A 17,812-nucleotide genomic window follows, 5' to 3' on the forward strand; every position below is an offset into this window, starting at 1 on the left:
CCGCCGGAGCCACGACCACCGCACTCCCCGCGACCGCCCGGAGGGCCCCTGCCGCGACCGCCCCGAGGGCGTCCACCGCTGGTCGGGTCCTGGCCGGTACAGGTGCCGTGGCCGTCGGCGGAGATGAAGGACGCCGGATCGCCGGGGAGGGTGACGACGTATGAGCGAGGACATCAAGATCGCGGCCGACCGCCACGAGGTCCATCTCGGTGACGAGTTCGTGGTCTCCGTCGCCCCGCGCGTCCTGCGCCGCGCCGACCGGGTGGCCGACGGTGTCGCCTACGTCCTCGCCGTGGACGACAGCTGGTCGATGGGGATCCGGGCCGACTCCACCGCCGACGAGTTCGCGGACCCGGACAATCCGCAGGACGTCAGCCGCAAGGACGTGGCGGAGGCGGGCGTGCGCGAGCTGGCGGCCGCGCTGCCGCACAGCGCCCGGGTCGAGATCGTCACCTTCGCGCAGAACGCCGGCCTGCGCTTCTCCGGCACCGCCGACGAACTGCGCCGCAAGGGCCGCTGGAACGGCAACATCGAGGACGAGCGCCGCTGGACCAACATCGAGGGCGCTCTCCGGCGGGCGTACCAGCAACTGGAGCGGCAGCAGGCGGGTTCCCGCCGGGTCGTGCTGCTCAGCGACGGGCTGCCCAACTTCGGCGAGACGGACCCCGAGCGGCTCGCCGCCCTCGCCCGGCAGGCCGCCGACCGCGAACTGCACACCGATGTCATCGGCATCGGCGCGGGCGCCGACTACGCCCTCCTGGAGCGGCTCGCGCCCACCGGCATGGCCGAGCACGTGGCGTCCCGGGCCACCGCCGCCGAGGCGATGAAGCAGATCACGGCACGTTTCGCCGCGTACGGCAGGGACGTGGTCGCGGGCAGCGGCGAACTCTCCCTGGAGGTCAACCCGCACTTCCAGGTGCTCGGCGTCTACCAGATCGACCCGGTCCGCCGCCGCCTGGACGGCGTCCTCGCCGACGGCGGCGGCCGGCGCCCCAGCGAGGTCCGGCTCACCCTGGGCGCCATCGGTGAGGGGTACGACGGCCAGCCGCGCTACGCGCTGAAGGTCCGCGCCCCCGAACGGGTCAGCGCCGGACCGATCCCCGTACTCAAGGCCACCGGCCGGATCGGGTCGGGCCCCGGCTCCCGGGAACTGACGCCCGGCTCGCTCAAACTGCCCACCGTCAACAACCCCCTGGCCCAGAACATCAGACCCGACTACGAGCGCGAGGTCGCCGCCGTCGACCTGGAGCGGGAGATCAACCAGCGGGCGGACGCGGCCGGTTCGCGCGCCGAACGGGAGCGGATCTTCGAGGAGGGCGTGGAGCGCGCACGCCGCATCCCGGACCCCGACCTCGCCGCCGCGTTCCAGCAGTCGGCGGGCGGGCTGCGGGCCGGGCTCCAGGAGAAGGACGTCCTGAACGAGTCCAAGGCCACCTCCAGCCGCAGTTCCACGCGCAACAAGCGCGACTGGTTCCAGCCCATCCCGGTGGAGATGCCGGACGAGATCCGGGCCCGCCGGCGCCTGCAGAGCCTGGACGACGACGAGGACGACACCGGCTACGGCTCCGCGGACGGCGGCAGCCACGGGTCGTACGGCTCGTACGGTTCCTACGATCCCTCACGCCCGTACGGCAGCAGCGGAACCGGCAGCGACTCCGACGCCACCCTTCCGCCCGAGCGGGGTGCCCGATGAGCGTCCCCGGGGTGATCATCGACGCGTCGAACGTGGCGGCGACCAAGCAGCGGCCCTGGCCGTTCTCCCGGGTCGTCGCCGTGCGGGACGCCTGGCTGAAGAAGCATCCGGGCGCCGGCGCCCTCGCGGTGCTGGACGCCAGCGTCCGGCCCGTGCTCGGCGACCAGCGGCTCGTCGAGCAGGCGGAGCGGGCCCAGTGGCTGGAGGTCCACCAGGGCGACGCGGACGACCGGATCCTGGCGCTGGCCCACCAGTACGGCGCCGACATCGTCTCCCGGGACAACTTCCGCTACGCCCGCCGCGAGCACCCCTGGCTGCAGGGCAACGGCTCGCGGGTGTGGAGCGCGCGCCACGTCGGCGGGGAGGTCGTCTTCAGCCCGCGGCAGCTCGGCGTGGCCACCGAGGAGGAGATCGAGCGGGACTGGCAGCGCAAGCGGGCCAAGGCGGGCCTGCTGAGCCGGGACGCCGAGGAACGCTTCCGCTGCACCTCCGAGCCCGCCGGCTGCCCGCGCGGCGGCCAGGTGCTGCTGCCGAGGCAGGTCAACAAGGACGGCTCCCGCTGGTACTGCCGCTCCTGCGGCTACGAGGCGGTCGAGATCATCGCCGAGCCGCCGCTGCCGGAGGGCCCGGCCACCGGACCCGTCCAGGTGGCCGTCCAGCACGGGCACACCGTCCGCACGGTGATCCCCGTGCCCGCCGAGGGCCTGACCCTGGGCCGGGCCTCGCGCAGCCGCCCCGGTGTCACCGACGTCACCGAGGGTCTCGGCCGGGACGAGGCGGGCGAGATATCCCGCACCCATCTGCGGATCTCCCTCGACGACGACGGGCTGCCGATGGTCGAGCACGTGCCGGAGCCGCACCAGAACGTCACGTTCCTCAACCCGGAGCTCGACTTCGCGAGCCGCCCCCGCTCGGGCCGGCTCGCCACGGCGACGCCGTACGCGCTGGAGGACGGCGACGAACTCCATCTCGGGCCGGGCACCGTTCGGCTGCGGATCAGCTTCGGGGGTGGCACGTGAGCGACTTCGTACCGAAATGGGAGGAAGCCGGCCACGCCGACGAGTACGGTTCGCCGCGCAAGGCCTTCATCCCCGCCGAGTACGGCGTGGACGGCCGGTTCGCCACCCGGGACGTGCTCGCCAAAGCCGGCCAGGGATACATCGTGCTCGCCGAGGACCGCTGGTCCGGCGGAGACGTCGTGATCAAGGGCATGTGGTGGCCGGATACCGCCCTCGACGACCCACGGCTGGTCCACGACGCGCTGGCCCAGCAGCACCGCCAGCGGCAGGCGGGGCTGCGGGCGGTCCGGCGGGCCACCCAGCTCACCCAGCAGTGCCCGGTCGTCATCAGCGTCGAGGCCCAGCCGTCGCCGTCGCTGATCGCCGCCGGCCGGCACCCGGACCCGCCCGACGAGAGCTTCCTGGTGCAGCAGTTCATCGGCCCCCGGGGCGGCAGGCCGCTCACGCTGAAGGCCGAGATCGAGGCCAGGAAGCGGGAGAACCGCCGCTTCACAGAGGACGAACTCCTGGATCTCGCCGAGCAGCTGTGCAACACCCTCGCCGCCCTGCACGCCGAGCGGCACACCGGCCGCACCGCCGCCAAGGGCTGGATCCACGCCGACATCAAACCGGAGAACATCCTCGTCCTCGGCCCGCCCGCCCGCTACGTCCTCATCGACTACGACGCCGCCGTCCGCGTCGGCGGCCGGATCGCCACCACCACCCAGGCCTACGCGCCGCCCGGCCCCGAGGGCTCCGACGAACCCGGCGAGACGGCCGAGGCGTCCGTACGGTTCGACATCTACATGCTCGGCGCCACCCTCGCGCACGCCGCCGCCCTGGACCGGCTCACCGAGCAGCAGCAGCGGCAGCTGTACGCCGACGACTTCGACGCCAGCGCCCCGGCCCGCAGGTACCTGACCTCCCTCGACTACGGCCCGGTGCTCACCAACGCCCTGGCCACCTGTCTGTCCTCCAAGAAGTTCCGGCTGGCCACCGTCGACCGGGTCCGTATCGACCTCGCCCGCGCCCGCGACGCCACGGTGCTGCAGTCGGCGCTGCGGGGACTGGGAGGCGCCGCATGAGCACCGGCCACACCACCCCCGGCCGTCTCCTCACCCGCATCCCCGGCCGCTCCGGGCGCTGGTGGGAACCGCACGCCGTCCAGCTGCGGCCCGGTCACCTGCGGTCGGCGGGGGCGGCCGAGGTACGCGCCACCCGGCTGGTGAAGGAAGAGGGCGCCGACGTCTACGGCGCCCTGCGGCTCTTCCCCAACCGGAAGCGGCGCGGGCAGGCCGCCGCGCTGCTCGCGGCCGGGAACCCGGTCACACCCGCCCTCCTCGACATCGTCGACCACCCGGGGCTGCCGCCCGCCCTGATCACCGCCTGGGCGCCGGGCGCCTCCTCCGTGCCGCTGCACACCCTGCGCGAACGCGACGACCTGGACGCGATGCTGGCCGCCGGGCACCGCTGGACGCCCGCGCAGGCACTGCGCACTCTGGTGCCGCTCGGCCGGGCCCTGGACGACATGGCCCGCGAGGGATTCGTGCCGATCGAGCTGTCACCCGACCACCTCGTGGTCAACTCCGGCTCGCTGATGCTGGCCGGCATCGGCCGGCACGGCTACCTGCCCCACGAGGGCCGGATGCCCGGCGTCCAGGGCATGTCCCTGCCCAGCGCGCTGCTGCTCGGCGGCGACCTGCCGACCGCGGCCACCGGCCAGGAGGCCCTGGTGCGCTGGCGCGAGGTCCAGGTCCGGGCCCTGACCCGGCTGGCCGGCTGGATGGCCTGCGGGCTGCCGCCCGGCGCCTGGGGCTCGGTGGACGGTCCGGCCGACCTGCACGGCTACCTGGCCGCGGCCGGCTTCCAGCGCGTCCCCGCTCTGCGCCCGGGCCGGCTCGCCGACACCCTGGCCCGCGCCGCCCGCCTGGAGGAACAGGCCCGCGCCCACGCCGACTTCGCCGAGGCGGAGGCGCTGCTCGTCTACGACGACACCGCCCAGTACAGCGGCGGCGAACGGCTCGCCGTCAACCCCGAGGCACTGCGCCTGGGCCTGCTGCACGAACACGGCCCGAAGGTGATCGCGCTGGCCGCCTTCGACAACCGCCGGCTGAGCACGCGCGGCGCCACCCTGCTCTCCGGCGCCGGCTGGGTCCTCGTACGCCCCGACGAACTGATCGGCCTGGCCGGCCGGGCCGCCTCCGCCGCCCCAACGCGCGCCCGGCTGGTGGTCGCGGGCCGGATGGGCGCCGCCGGACTGCGCGAGCTGCAGCGGGTGCGCGGCGGGCGGGTCGAACAGGTCGACCCCGACGACATGTCCGTCCTCCCGCCGAAGATCGCGGGCATGCGCGCCGACCAGCTGCCGTTCTTCAACGACCGGGACATGGAGGCGTACTCGGCGGAGATCCTGGACGGCAAGGGCGGCCAGGCCATGCGCCGGCGCACCTTCGCCGGAGGCTGGACGCTGCGGCTCGGCGGCGCCGACCGCGGGATGCGGCCCCGGGACCGGGCGATGCTGCTCGACCGGATGGCGGACTGCTTCGGCACCAACACCGAACTGCTGGTCGCGGTCCGCGCCCGGCAGAACGCGCCCGGCCTGCGCAAGCAGACCCGGCTGCTCGACGAGGCCGGCATGCGCCGCCTGGTCACCGCCCTGTCGGGCGTGCCCCGCTCGGTCTTCCGGGACTGCCTGATGTCCGCGCTGCTCGGACCCGCCGAGGAGGACCTGTACGAGGAGGCCGCCCGCCGGCTGCTGCCGGTGGCCGCACGGCTCGCCGAGGTCTTCGACCCGCACCGGCCGATCGGCGCGGACGGCCTGGCGATGGACGACGCGCTGCGCGAGCGGGCCGGCATCCGCCGGGTCGGCCTGTATGGCCGGCTGTGCACGGCCGTGGCGGAGGTGCCGCCGGAGCGGCTGGCGGTCGCGGTCACCGGCATGGACGACGCGCTGGTGCGCCTGCTGTCCCAGATCCCGGCGCCCAGCCTGCAGTTCCTCGCCACCCGCCTGGAGGACCCGGAGCTGTTCGCGCTGCTCAGGCCGCACCTCCAGGGCGACGACCTGGACCTGCTCGCCCGCTACACCCCGCAGATGTGGCGGCGTCTGCTGGACGGGCTGCGCCAGCCCGAACACCTGGGCGTACTGGGGCTCGGCTGGGTGCAGGTCGTCGACCAGGACCCGGCCGGTGCGGTGGACGCCCGGGTGCTGCTGCGGATCGCCGCCGACTCCCGGGCCCCCGGGCACGACACGGTCCGTGCGCTGCTCGGCACCGCGCCCGCCGACTGGCCGGTGATCTGCGCCCACCCGGTGCTCGCCGCCCGCTGGCTGGCCGAACAGGGCGACCTGGAGATCGCCGAGATCGTCGCGGCCTTCCCCGACACCGAGGAGGCCCTCGCCCGCTACGGCACCGACGGGCTGCGCAACGCCGTCGAACTCGGCCTGGACCAGCGGGCGATGGGCCTGCTCAAGGGGTACGCCGACGGCGTCGGCCACTCCCTGGCCGACGTGGTCGCCGCCTTCCAGCAACGCGGCTACGAACGTGCCGACCAGACCGGGCCGCTCGGCACCGTGGCCGCCGTCGCCTGGTCGCGCTGGCAGCTGGGGCGCGGCAGGGAGCTCGACTGGGTCATCGGCAACGTGGTCGAACGCCCCGGGAAGATCCGCGACTGGGCGGTCAACGGCCCGCAGCCGGCGCAGCGGGTCAGCGCCGCGATCCTCGGCCCCGGAGCCGCACCCGCCACGGCCGACGCCCTGGCCGCCGACCCGCCCCTGCTGCCCCTGCTGGCGACCCTGAGCACCCCCGAGCAACGCGCCGCCCTGCTGCGGCTGTACGGCACCGACCCCGACGGCACCCTCGACCCCCGCGCCCGCCGCGAGCTGCCGCTGATCCTCGCCTCCTCGGATCCGCCCCTCGCGCTGCGCACCCTGCTGCGCGAGGGCCTCGGCGTGGTGGCCCAGCAGTTCGCCGACCGCTTCCGGCTCAGCCCCGAGCAGCGCCGTATGCTCGCCGAACTCTCCCCGCTCACCACTGAGCTGGCGGCCCGCTCGCTGGAGGCCGTGCTCTCGGCCGGGGCCCGCTTCGGGCCCAGGGTCGCGGTCACCGCGGCCATCGTGGAGCAGCGCCTGCCGGGCTCCGCCGAAGCGGTGACCGTCTGGGGCCCGCGCTGGCTGCCCCTGCTGGCCGGCCGCTCCGGGGCACGCGTCCTCAGGCTGCTGGTGGAGCAGCGCGAGAAACACGGCGCCCGCGCCGGCCGGCTCACCCCCTGGCTGCTGGCGGCCGGGGAGGACGGCCTGGCCCTGGTCGAGCGCTACGGCTCCGACGCCCTGGACCTGGTCCTGGCCACCGGCGCCCCACCGGCCGAGGCCCGTCTGCTGGGCGAGTTGCTGATGCTTCCCGGCCCCGGCCCCACCCTGTACCGCCTGGTCACCGACCACGGCCTGCCCCCCGAGACCTGGCCCCGGGCCGCCCGCCTGCTGGCCCGCGGCGAACAGCCGGAACGGGTGCTGCTCACGCTGTGGAGCAGCACGCCGGTCCGCTGACCGGAGCCTGTCGTCAGATCCCCTCGACGCGGGCCACGGTGAACGGCGTCTCGGGCACGCCCGGTCCCATCGGCCCGCCCTTGTCGAACTGCGACCGCACGACCAGCAGCCGCCCCCGGTCGCGGACCAGCGTGGTCGGGATCTGCAGCGCGGGATCGGTCAGCCGCCGTTCCAGGCGGGCGGAGGTGCCGTCCGCGGAAAGGCGCCAGCGGCTGATCGTGTTGACGGTGTTGTGCGCGGCCCACAGCGTGCCGTGCGCCAGCTCCAGGCCGTCGCCGTGCGTCAGGTCGCCGCCCCGCAGGGCGACTCGGCGTACGGCGCCGGTGGCGGTGTCCACCCGGTAGAGGTCGCCGCCGGTCATGTCCACCACGAACAGGGTGCGTCCCGTCGGCTCGACGACGATGCCGTTGAGGGTGAACGCGTCGGGTGCCTGCGGATCCTTGACGCCGCTCAGGTCGTAGGCCGGGGTCAGTGTTCCCCGGCCGCCGCGGGCCAGGTCGGCGGGGGTGACACGGTAGACCACAGCGCGGGTGCTGTCGGTGAGGTATGCCGTGCCGTCGGGGGCGACGGCCAGGTCGTTGACGAAGCGGGGCGCGTCGCCGGGGACGTCGAGGCGGGCGATCAGGGCGCGGGTGCGCAGGTCGTAGACGCCGACCCCGGTGGTGGAGTCGGTGACCCACAGGCGGCCGGCCCGGTCGGCCTTCAGCCCGTTGGCGGTGGTGCGGCCGTCCGCGCCCGCCGGCAGGAAGACCTCGGCGGCACGCCGTCCGCGCGCGGCCCGGTAGACGGCCCCCGTCGTGTACGAGCCGACGTACGCGTCACCGGTGCGCGGGTCGAGCGCGATGCCCTCGGGGTAGGCGCGGTCGCCGGGGAGGGTGAAGGCGGTGGAGACGCGGGGCGCGGTGGCCGCGCGGGCCGTGGGGGCGGCCGCTGCCACGGTCAGGGCGGCGGCGGTGGTCAGGAAGGTGCGGCGATGGATCTGAGGGGACACGTCGGTGCCTCTCGCTTCGACTTCTCACTGGCTGACGCACATGAACGTAGATTAGAGCTCTAATGCTCGTCAATGCATTAATGAATGTGAGGGGGTGAATCGTCGGACGCGCCCGCTACCATGCGGAAATGACGTCCATGCCCGCATCCGAGCGCCTCGGCTCCCACCTCAAGCGGGCCGAACAGGCTCTCAACACGACCAAGACCGCGGTCCTGAAGCCGGCGGGCGTGACCGTCGCGCAGTACGGCGCGCTGCTCCACCTCTCCGCCAACCCCGGCATCTCCGCCGCGGCCCTGGCCCGCCTGTGCGGGGTCACCCCGCCGACCATGAACACGGTCCTGAACAACCTCCAGGACCGTGCCCTGATCGAACGCACCCCGCACGAGTGGCACCGGAACGTCCTGGAGACCCGCCTCACCGACGAGGGCCGCGCGGTCCTGGCCGACGCGGACACGCGGGCCGTACGCGTGGAGCGGGCGCTGGCCGCCGAGTTCACCGACGAGGAGCGGGCGGCGCTGGTCGGCCTGCTCGCCCGCTGCGTCGACCTCCTGGAGCGCGAGCGCCCCTGACCTCAGCTCACCGGTACGGCGTCGGCTCCGTCACCCACCCCGCCGCGAGGACCAGACAGGTCGCCCGGTCCACGGCGACAAAGCCGAAGGGACGGTCGAACACCGCCCGGACGACGGTGGTCTCGTAGCGGAACTGGGGAACCGCACCCGGCGCGGGCATCACGGCCGTCACCGCGGCTGCCCGGAAGCCCAGGGCGCCGAACTGCGCGACCGCCGACTGCCGGGCCGCCCCGATGGCCAGCGGCGCGGCACTGATCCCCGGGAAGTGACCCTGCCGGGCGTCCCGTGCCGTCGCGAGGCCGAACAGACGGTCCAGCGCCAGCAGGTCGTGGTCCGCCCGCACGTCGTACGCCACCGTCGTCACGTCGAGCGTCACCGGTTCCGGGCTGACGGACGGCTCCCGCTCGACGTACAGCCCCGGCCCCACGTGCCCGTACGGCAGTTGCCCGCCGCCGGTCACCGCCTGCTCGCGCTCCACGACGGCCACGCCCGCGCCCAGCACCTGGCCCGGCGTCATGCGCTCCTCGCCGAGGACGAGATGGACGTCGAGGCCGTTGTCGCCGGGCACCTTCAGGGCGGTCACGAAGCCGTCCGGGGTGCGGGCCACGCCGACCCGGTCCGGCCGCACGCCCCTGCGGTGCAGGCCCAGCAGCGTGCGGCCCTGCCACGGCCCGGCGTCCGGGCACAGCGGGCGCTCGCCGAAGGGGCGCGGCCAGTCGGTGCGCAGCGCCAGGGCGGTGGCGAGGACCATCCTGGCGTCCCGGGTCAGCGTGACCGGCATGCGCTCGACGAGCCCGCCGGTGCGCTTCGCCGCCCAGGCGTCCAGCGTCTGCTGGTCGGTCGCGAGGTCACCGCCGAACACCCCGTGCGTCTCGGCCGGCAGCCCCGCCCGCCACTCCTCGCGCAGTGCCAGCGCCCGGTCCGTCCACAGACCCAGGGCGCAGTCCAGCCCGGGTATGGCATCCATCCCGGCCAGCAACTCCCGCGCCGCCCCCGCAGCCTGCTCGGCGGGCAGCCCCAGCGCCTCGGCCAGCTCCGCCCGAGCCGGGCCCGCCGCCCCGTCGGCCAGGAAGGCCAGCAGCGGCCAGACACCGGCCGCCGAGAACACCGTGCCGCCCGTGCCGCCCTCCGCGGCCCACGCCCAGCGCGCGGTCAGCGCGTTGACCGCCCGGACTGCCGTCGTCCCACTCACTCGGTCCCCCACTCGTCGTCGTCCCAGGAGTACTCGGGGAACGGCAGCGGATCCGTCACCCAGCCCGCCGCGAGCACCAGCCGCGAGTGGCGGTGCAGGGCGAGGAAACCGAAGGGGCGGTCGAAGCGGGCCTCGACCGTCGTCTTCACGTAGCGCGTTTCCGGGATTCCGCCCGCGACCGCGCCGAACGCCGTCACCGCCGCCGCTTCGAAGCCCAGCGCGCCGAACCGGGCCATCGTCGACTGTCCGGCCGAGCCGATGGCCAGGGGGGAGCCGCTGACGCCGGGAAAGTGGCCCTGCCGGGCGTCGCGCGCGGTCGTCAGCCCGAACAGCGCGTGCAGTGCCGGCAGGTCGTGGTCCGCCCGCACCTCGAACGCCGCCGTCGTCACGTCGAGCGAGGGCGGCTGCGGGCTCGCGCAGCGCTCCTTCAGCACGCTCAGGCCCGGACCCACGTCCCCGTAAGGGAGTCGAGGACCGGATACCACCGCCGCCCGGCGCGCCAGCAGGTCCACGCCCGCCCCCAGCACCTGACCGGGCGCCATCCGCTCCTCGCCCAGCAGCAGGTGGACGTCGAGGGCGTTGCCGCCGAGCACCTTCAGCTCGGTGACGAAGCCGTCGGGCGTGTCCGCCACGCCGATCCGGTCCAGGACGGCGGTCGAGCGGAACAGGCCCAGCCGGCCGGGCTCGCCCCAGGGCTGGTGCGCGGTCTCCAACGGCACCTCCTGGAAGGGCGCCGACCACCGCGTCCGCATCGCCAGCGCACTCGCGAGCACCAGCTCGGTGTCCTCGTCCAGCCCGACCGGCAGGTGATCCACGAGACCCCCCGTGCGCTTCACGGCCCAGGCGTCCAGTGCCTCCCGGGTGGCGCCGAGGTCGTCGGTGAGCACCCCGTGCGTGTCCGCGGGCAGTCCCGCCGCCCACTCCTCCCGGAGCTCCAGCGTGCGCCTGGTCCACAGCCCCACGGCCGTGCCCAGGCCCCGCATCGCGCCCAGCCCGGCGAGCAACTCCCGTGCCGCTCCCGCCGCCTGATCGGCGGGCAGCCCCAGCGCCTCCGTCAACTCGGTCCGTGCCGGGCCCGCCGCCCCGTCGGCCAGGAAGGCCAGCAGCGGCCAGACACCGGCCGCCGAGAACACCGTGCCGCCGTCCGTGGCCCCCGCCCACCGGGCGGTGAGCCGGTTCACCGCCCGGACCGTCGCACTCGCGACCCGCATTCCACCCCCACCGACGGCGCGCTTACCATGCGCGCAGTCGTACGTCAGTCAGTCGGTTCCGTTGTCAGGTTCGCCGTCAGTTCAGCACTGCCGCAGCCCCCGTCCCCAGGAGCACGGTACCCGTGTCCATACCTCCGCCCCCCGGCCCCCACCAGCCCGACGGCTCCTACCCGCCGCCGTCGCCGTACTCGCCGTACCCGCAGGGCCCTTACGGACAGCAGCCCCAGGGGCCCTACGGGCAGCCGCCGTACCAGCCCTGGACGCAGGGCTACAGCCCGTACAACCGCCCGGCGGCGGTGAACGGGCTCGCCATCGCCGCCCTCGTGCTGGGCATCCTCTGCTTCCTGCCGGGCGTGGGGCTGGTGCTCGGGCTGGTGGCGCTGGCGCAGATCCGGAAGCGGGGCGAGCGCGGGAAGGGGATGGCGATCGCCGGCTGCGTGCTGTCCGGGATCGGGCTCGCGCTGTGGGTGGCGGCACTGGCGACGGGCGGGGCGGCCGACTTCTGGCAGGGCCTCAAGGACGGCGCGCGGGACGGCGCGAGCATCTCACTGGCCAAGGGCGAGTGCTTCAATGCGCCCGGCGGCTCGCTGGAGGGCGAGACGTACGACGTCGACAAGGTGCCCTGCGCCGGCGAACACGACGGCGAGGTGTTCGCCTCCTTCGAGCTGACGGGCGGTCCCTACCCCGGCGACTCCGCCGTAACGGACCGGGCGGACGAGCGCTGCTACAACCTGCAGGACAGCTACGCGATGGACGGCTGGGCCGTCCCGGACGACGTCGACGTCTACTACCTCACACCCACCCGGGACAGCTGGGCGGCCGGCGACCGCGAGGTCACCTGCGTGTTCGGCAACACCGACGAGGGCGCCGGCCTGACCGGCTCCCTGCGCAACGACGAGACGGTCCTCGACGCCGACCAGGTCGCCTATCTGAAAGCCGCGCACGTCCTCAACGCGGCCCTGGACACCGCGCCCGACGCGGAGTACGTCGAGGACGACCTGCCCGGCCACAAGGCGTGGGCGGGGCGCGTCACGGCGGCCCTGGAGAAGCAGGCCGGGATGCTGCGCGGGCACGCGTGGCCCGGGGACGCGAGGAAGCCGGTCACCGCGCTGGCCGGCGACCTCGACAAGGCGCGGGCGCAGTGGGCGAAGGCCGCGAGGGCCGCCGACGCCGACACCTTCTACGCGCACTACGACAAGGGCTTCAAGCTCATCGACCCGGACCGGACCGTCACCGCGCGCAAGGCTCTGGGGCTGGCCACGACTCCGCCGTCCTCCGACGACACCGGTCTGGAGGTGTGACGGAGGCTATAGCGGGGAGAAAGTGCCTGCGCAAAGCCCTCACCGGAGCAATGTCATCACATCGAGTGATTCTCTGGCCTTTGCTTGCACGGCACAACCCACGGTTGCCACGCTGTTGCTGTCTGTACAACCCGAGGGGAGCGGCTTGTGGCTTTCGGTGAGCAGCCGGCGTATCTGCGCGTCGCGGGCGATCTCCGCAAGAAGATCGTCGACGGTCAGCTGCTTCCCCACACCCGCCTCCCCTCGCAGGCCCGGATCCGCGAGGAGTACGGCGTCTCGGACACGGTCGCCCTCGAGGCGCGCAAGGTACTCATGGCCGAGGGCCTGGTCGAGGGCCGCTCCGGCTCGGGGACGTACGTACGGGAGCGGCCCGTGCCCCGGCGCATCGCCCGCTCCGGTTTCCGCCCGCCCGCCGGTGCCACGCCCTTCCGGCAGGAGCAGGCCGACGCCGCCGCGCGCGGCACCTGGGAGTCCCGCAGCGAGCAGGCCGAGGCGAGCGGCGCCATCGCCGAGCGGCTCGGCATCAAGCCCGGTGACCGCGTGATGTGCACCAAGTACGTCTTCAGGGACGCCGGCGAGCCGATGATGCTCTCCACCTCCTGGGAGCCCCTCGCGGTCACCGGCCGCACGCCCGTCATGCTGCCCGAGGAGGGCCCCCTGGGCGGCATGGGCGTCGTCGAGCGCATGCGCGCCATCGACGTCATCGTCGACAACGTCACCGAGGAGGTCGGCGCCCGCCCCGGCCTCGCCGAGGAGTTGCTCACCCTGGGCGGCGTCCCGGGCCATGTCGTCCTCGTCCTGCAGCGCACCTACTACGCCTCCGGCCGCCCGGTCGAGACCGCCGACGTGGTGATCCCCGCCGACCGTTACCGGGTCGCGTACCACCTGCCAGTGAAGTAGCGCACCACCCTGGGCAGTTGCTCCGGTCACCCGCCTGAGTCCCGCTCCCGCGCGGTCCGTTGGAATCCGGCCGTTTTCCCAGGTGACTCCGGGTCTGCCCGGCGACCCGTCAATCCGACGCTTCGAAGCGCACGGACGGCGCACTCGTCATCGTGCGCCCCCCGCGTTCTGGCCGGTTGCGTACCTCTTCGTGAAAAGGCGTATTCGCTGCGTGAAGGTTGGGCGTACGCTCGGGCATATGCGGACTGCGGTTTCCTCAGCGGGCGGGGCACGGCGGGAGCCGGGGACGGGAGACGGGCGGGCGAGGGCCGGAAGAAGAGGTGGGGTGCGATGAGCGAAGCCAACGGCACGGTCTCGCTGCCGTGGCTCGTCATACGGCAGGACGACAACGGCAATCGCTACCGTGTGGGCCGGTACGCGACCCGGGCCGAGGCCCAGAAGATCGCCGACAGCCTCGACGACCGCGGCCACAAACAGATGTACTGGGTCGAGCGCATCGGCCAGAACGGCAACGGCGCGCGCACCTGACCCCGGGCCCTGAAGCTTCGCTCCCGTAGGCTCCGGCGCATGACGGAACGGATCGTGGTGGTCGGAGCCGCCCTGCTGGACGACGGCCGCCTGCTCGCCGCGCGCCGCAGCGCGCCCCCCGAGCTGGCCGGCCGCTGGGAGCTGCCCGGCGGCAAGGTGGAACCCGGCGAGTCGCCCGAGGACGCCCTGGTGCGCGAGCTGCGCGAGGAACTCGGCATCGAGGCCGAGGCCGTCGGCCGCGTACCGGGGGAGTGGCCCCTGAAGCCCCCGTACGTCCTGCGGGTGTGGATGGCGCGCCCGCGCCCCGGCTCCCCCGCCCCCGAGCCCCTCCAGGACCACGACGAACTGCGCTGGCTCACGCCGGACCGGATCTGGGACGTGGACTGGCTCGACCAGGACGTCCCGGCGCTGAGGGAAGTGGCTGCGCGCCTGCGGTGACCCGGGTACGCCGTTCGGGGCCACCGGGCGCCTCTGGGGCGGTACTCGGCACTGGATATCGGGTATGTGCCCATTAACCCCACGAAACCGGACATGGGTGGGCTCGCTGGCCTGGGAAGTGATCGGCGTGATCGACTCCGAAGGCGACTGCGTCGAGTGGACCTTTCCCGCGGAGCCGGGCGCCGTGCGCTCCGCCCGCGGAGCGGTCCGCGACCAACTGCGCGGCTGGCGCCTGGACAGCCTCGCCGACCTCGCGGCCCTGCTCGTCAGCGAGCTGGTGACCAACTCCCTGCGGCACGCCACGGGCCCCATCGGCGTACGCCTGGTGCGCCCCGCCGAGCTCGGCGACACCCTGCTGGTCGAGGTCTCCGACCCGCTCCCGGACCCACCGCGCGAACGCGCCCCGCGCCCCGACGAGGAGAGCGGCCGCGGTCTCCAACTGGTCGCCGGTTCCTCGCGCCGCTGGGGTACGCGGCCGGGAACCACTGGCAAGACGGTCTGGTTCGAGCTGGTGGTGCCGGGGTGAGCGCGGGGGGCGCGCTCGCCTTGTACACGTCCGACAGCGCGGTCCAGCGACCGGCTCCCGTCCCGGACGGTTGTCGTCGCGGGTGATTCGAGGGCGTGTTCCCTGGTTAGAAGACTGGAAGTGTTGTCGCGGCCGGGACCGAAAACCACCGGGATCGTGCTGTGATCGTGAACACCGTGTTGTGCGGCGCCGTAGTGCTGGATACTGCGGGCAGCCGCCCCCGGTGACCGGTGCCGGGTGCGGTGAGCTGGAGGGGACGGTTCGCGTGAGCGAGATACCAGCGAAGGCCACGGAGTCCGAGGACCCGTCGGACGGCGCGAGGGCGGAGGCCGCGGACGAGCTGCCGTCCGGCGACGCCCTGTGGCAGAGCAGTCCGCCCGGCTCCATCTACGACTACATCAAGGTCGCCTCCTTCTCCATCAGCGCCGGAGGACTCGTCGACCAGTGGAGTCTGCGCGCCGAGCAGCTCTTCGGCGTCCCGGCCGAACGCGCCGTCGGAATGGACCCCATAGAGGCCTTCATCGACCCCGATCTGCGCGCGCGCGGGCAGCGGAAGATGGCCGAGATCCTCGACGGGCGGGAGTGGACCGGGGTCGTTCCCTTCCGGATGCCGGAGACGGCCGACGGGCAGCGCGGCGAGGAGGGCCTCGCCGAGGTCTACGTCATGCCCACCCGGACCACGGAGGGCGACAAGGCCGCCGTCTGCATCGTCGTGGACGTCCGCACCCTGCGCACCATCGAGACCGATCTCGCCGCCTCGCAGGCGATATTCGGCCAATCTCCCTTCGGCTTCCTGCTGATCGACACCGACCTGCGGGTCCGCCGCGCCAACGAGCAGTTCGCCGCGACCTTCGGCGGCACTCCCGACGACCACCGGGGCCGCGGCGTCCACGACTACCTTCAGCGCGGCGAGGCCGAACGGGTCGCGGCCACCCTGCGCCGGGTCCTGGAGACCGGCAACTCCATCACGGACATGCACGTCACGGGCTTCGTACCGGGCTCGGAAGAGCGCCGCCACTGGTCCATCAACCTCTACCGCGTGCACAGCGGCAGCGGCCGGCCCATCGGGATCGCCTGGCTCGGCACCGACATCACCGCCCGCCGTGCCGCCGCCCGCGAGGCCGCCGCCGCACGGCGCAATCTCGCCCTCCTCAACGAGGCGGGCGCCCGCATAGGGAACTCCCTCGACCTCGAGACCACCGCCCGCGAACTCCTCGACGTCGTCGTCCCCGGCTTCTGCGACCTCGCCACCGTCGACCTCTACCAGGGCCTGCTGACCGGCGACGAGACCCCGCCCGGACTCGCCGACGGCAGCGCGGAACTGCGCCGTGTCGCCTTCGCCAGTGCCGTCTCCGACGCGCCCTTCGTCGGCGGCGGAGCGCCCGTCGAGGTCGGCGCGGTCCACCACTACCCCTTCAACTCGGCCTGCGCGGACGCCCTGCGCACCGCCCGCCCGCAGTCCGTGCCCGCCGAGGGGGGCGGGCTCGTCCAGTCCACGCTGGCCGTGCCGATGGTCGCCCACGACACGGTCGTGGGGCTCGCGCAGTTCGCCCGCACGAAGGGCAGCGAGCCGTTCGGCGACCGCGACCGGGACCTCGCCGTCGAGTTGGCGGCGCGCGCGGCGGTCTGTATCGACAACGCCCGCCTTTACCGCCGCGAGCACGAGCGCGCGCTGATACTGCAACGGTCCCTTCTCCCGCCCGGCGACCCGGAGGCCTCCGGCCTGGACATCGCCTGCCGGTACCTGCCCGGCAACGCGGCGACGGAGGTCGGCGGCGACTGGTTCGACGTCATCGAACTGCCTGGCCACCGGACCGCGTTGGTGGTGGGTGACGTCATGGGCCGGGGTCTGCGCGCGGCGGTCGCGATGGGCGAACTCCGCACGGCCGTCCGCACCCTGGCCCTCCTCGACCTCGAACCGGCCGAAGTCCTCTCCGCGCTGGACGAGATCGCCCGCGGCCTCGGCACGCCTGGGGGTCCCGCCCAGGCTTTCGGCTCTGGGGGAGGCATCCAGCAGGCGACCCGCACGGCCCGCCAGCCCCGGGACGCCGACCTGTCCGAGGTGTACCTCGCGACCTGCGTGTACGCGGTCTACGACTCGGTGACCAGACGGTGCACCTTCGCCAACGCGGGCCACCTGCCGCCGCTGCTGGTGGAACCGGGCGAGGCGGCGCTCATGCTGGACGTGCCGCCCGGCATGCCGCTGGGCGTGGGCGGCGAGCCCTTCGAGGAGGTGGAGGTCGAACTGCCGGAGGGCGCCCTCCTCGCCCTCTACACGGACGGCCTGGTCGAATCCCGCGACCACCCCCTGGACGAAGGCCTGCAGGCATTCGTCGGAGCGCTGACCGACCCCTCCCAACCCCTGGAGGACGTCTGCGACCACGTCCTCAACACCCTCGACACCCACCACGGCGAGGACGACATCGCCCTGCTGATGGCCCGCGTCCAGGGCCTGCCCACCGAGTCCGTCGGCGACTGGACCCTGCCGCGCGAGCCGCGCAGCGTCGGCCGCGCCCGCGAGTACGCGCGCGGCCAGCTGCTCAGCTGGGACCTGGAGCCCCTGGTCGACACCACGGAACTCCTCGTCAGCGAACTGGTCACGAACGCCCTGCGCTACGGCGAGGGCGAGATACGACTGCGCCTGCTCCTGGACCGCACCCTCGTCTGCGAGGTCTGGGACTCCGGCCTCGTCCAGCCCCGCCGCCGCCGCGCCCGCGACACCGACGAGGGCGGCCGCGGCCTCCAGCTCGTCGGCCTCCTCAGCGCCGCCTGGGGCTCCCGCCGCACCCCACGCGGCAAGACGGTCTGGTTCGAACTCCCCCTGCCCGACGGGGAGAACGGGCTGACGGATCCGGCGGAGGCGTTGCTGAGTCTGTTCTGAGCGCCGCGGTGGGGCTGCCGACGACGCCGGGCGCGGGGCCCCGGGTC

Annotated in this window: 14 protein-coding genes; 11 read left to right on the forward strand and 3 right to left on the reverse strand. The window is 74.0% G+C overall.

The features are described 5' to 3' along the window. Nucleotides 1–160: 160 nt before the first annotated feature. From ACIBBH_RS08310 to ACIBBH_RS08325, 4 genes are read left to right on the forward strand one after another with little or no spacing between them, the layout of a single operon-like run. Entirely contained in the window at nt 161–1,693 is a 1,533-nt protein-coding gene (locus tag ACIBBH_RS08310) for a VWA domain-containing protein (RefSeq protein ID WP_399403212.1), read from the forward strand. Then, nucleotides 1,690–2,712, forward strand: a complete 1,023-nt coding sequence (locus ACIBBH_RS08315; protein WP_399403214.1) for a hypothetical protein — start codon at nt 1,690–1,692, stop codon at nt 2,710–2,712. The genes ACIBBH_RS08310 and ACIBBH_RS08315 overlap by 4 nt, the downstream gene beginning before the upstream one ends. After that, entirely contained in the window at nt 2,709–3,776 is a 1,068-nt protein-coding gene (locus ACIBBH_RS08320) for a hypothetical protein (RefSeq protein WP_399403216.1), read from the forward strand. The genes ACIBBH_RS08315 and ACIBBH_RS08320 overlap by 4 nt, the downstream gene beginning before the upstream one ends. Beyond that, on the forward strand, nt 3,773–7,228 hold the full coding sequence (locus ACIBBH_RS08325; protein ID WP_399403218.1) for a hypothetical protein: 3,456 nt from the start codon (nt 3,773–3,775) through the stop codon (nt 7,226–7,228). Before ACIBBH_RS08320 ends, ACIBBH_RS08325 begins: the two co-directional genes overlap by 4 nt. Nucleotides 7,229–7,241: 13 nt before the next feature. Here ACIBBH_RS08325 and ACIBBH_RS08330 read toward each other — a convergent pair whose 3' ends face one another. Continuing rightward, complete coding sequence (locus tag ACIBBH_RS08330) at nt 7,242–8,219, reverse strand: SMP-30/gluconolactonase/LRE family protein (protein ID WP_399403220.1); 978 nt, start codon at nt 8,217–8,219, stop codon at nt 7,242–7,244. 128 nt (nt 8,220–8,347) lie between these two features. Between ACIBBH_RS08330 and ACIBBH_RS08335 the strand changes: the two genes are divergently transcribed. After that, nucleotides 8,348–8,788 (forward strand): MarR family winged helix-turn-helix transcriptional regulator, encoded by a 441-nt coding sequence (locus tag ACIBBH_RS08335; protein WP_399403222.1) that lies wholly within the window; start codon nt 8,348–8,350, stop codon nt 8,786–8,788. A 7-nt stretch (nt 8,789–8,795) separates the two neighbouring features. Here the strand turns inward: ACIBBH_RS08335 and ACIBBH_RS08340 are convergent, their stop codons facing one another. Continuing rightward, nucleotides 8,796–9,980, reverse strand: a complete 1,185-nt coding sequence (locus ACIBBH_RS08340; RefSeq protein WP_399403224.1) for a serpin family protein — start codon at nt 9,978–9,980, stop codon at nt 8,796–8,798. Next, complete coding sequence (locus tag ACIBBH_RS08345; protein WP_399403226.1) at nt 9,977–11,191, reverse strand: serpin family protein; 1,215 nt, start codon at nt 11,189–11,191, stop codon at nt 9,977–9,979. The genes ACIBBH_RS08340 and ACIBBH_RS08345 overlap by 4 nt, the downstream gene beginning before the upstream one ends. Nucleotides 11,192–11,313: 122 nt before the next feature. Between ACIBBH_RS08345 and ACIBBH_RS08350 the strand changes: the two genes are divergently transcribed. From ACIBBH_RS08350 to ACIBBH_RS08375, 6 genes are all read left to right on the forward strand, one after another. Further along, nucleotides 11,314–12,492: a DUF4190 domain-containing protein gene (locus ACIBBH_RS08350; protein ID WP_399403228.1), complete on the forward strand. Its 1,179-nt coding sequence runs from the start codon at nt 11,314–11,316 to the stop codon at nt 12,490–12,492. Between the two features lie 147 nt (nt 12,493–12,639). Further along, nucleotides 12,640–13,392 (forward strand): GntR family transcriptional regulator, encoded by a 753-nt coding sequence (locus ACIBBH_RS08355; protein WP_399403230.1) that lies wholly within the window; start codon nt 12,640–12,642, stop codon nt 13,390–13,392. 330 nt (nt 13,393–13,722) lie between these two features. After that, on the forward strand, nt 13,723–13,920 hold the full coding sequence (locus ACIBBH_RS08360) for an SPOR domain-containing protein (RefSeq protein WP_399403232.1): 198 nt from the start codon (nt 13,723–13,725) through the stop codon (nt 13,918–13,920). Nucleotides 13,921–13,959: 39 nt separating this feature from the next. Further along, complete coding sequence (locus ACIBBH_RS08365; protein ID WP_399403234.1) at nt 13,960–14,358, forward strand: (deoxy)nucleoside triphosphate pyrophosphohydrolase; 399 nt, start codon at nt 13,960–13,962, stop codon at nt 14,356–14,358. 97 nt (nt 14,359–14,455) lie between these two features. Further along, nucleotides 14,456–14,884, forward strand: coding sequence for an ATP-binding protein (locus tag ACIBBH_RS08370; RefSeq protein WP_399403236.1), 429 nt, complete (start codon nt 14,456–14,458; stop codon nt 14,882–14,884). Between the two features lie 265 nt (nt 14,885–15,149). Next, complete coding sequence (locus ACIBBH_RS08375) at nt 15,150–17,765, forward strand: SpoIIE family protein phosphatase (protein WP_399403238.1); 2,616 nt, start codon at nt 15,150–15,152, stop codon at nt 17,763–17,765. Nucleotides 17,766–17,812: the final 47 nt, after the last annotated feature.

Source organism: Streptomyces sp. NPDC051636, assembly GCF_044453765.1.
Taxonomy (GTDB): domain Bacteria; phylum Actinomycetota; class Actinomycetes; order Streptomycetales; family Streptomycetaceae; genus Streptomyces.

What these genes read in the sequence shown, in the direction of transcription:
- ACIBBH_RS08310 (WP_399403212.1), top strand. Translation starts at nt 161, where the DNA reads ATGAGCGAGGACATCAAGATCGCGGCCGACCGCCACGAGGTCCATCTC.
- ACIBBH_RS08315 (WP_399403214.1), top strand. Translation starts at nt 1,690, where the DNA reads ATGAGCGTCCCCGGGGTGATCATCGACGCGTCGAACGTGGCGGCGACC.
- ACIBBH_RS08325 (WP_399403218.1), top strand. Translation starts at nt 3,773, where the DNA reads ATGAGCACCGGCCACACCACCCCCGGCCGTCTCCTCACCCGCATCCCC.
- ACIBBH_RS08335 (WP_399403222.1), top strand. Translation starts at nt 8,348, where the DNA reads ATGACGTCCATGCCCGCATCCGAGCGCCTCGGCTCCCACCTCAAGCGG.
- ACIBBH_RS08345 (WP_399403226.1), bottom strand. Translation starts at nt 11,191, where the DNA reads ATGCGGGTCGCGAGTGCGACGGTCCGGGCGGTGAACCGGCTCACCGCC.
- ACIBBH_RS08360 (WP_399403232.1), top strand. Translation starts at nt 13,723, where the DNA reads ATGAGCGAAGCCAACGGCACGGTCTCGCTGCCGTGGCTCGTCATACGG.
- ACIBBH_RS08365 (WP_399403234.1), top strand. Translation starts at nt 13,960, where the DNA reads ATGACGGAACGGATCGTGGTGGTCGGAGCCGCCCTGCTGGACGACGGC.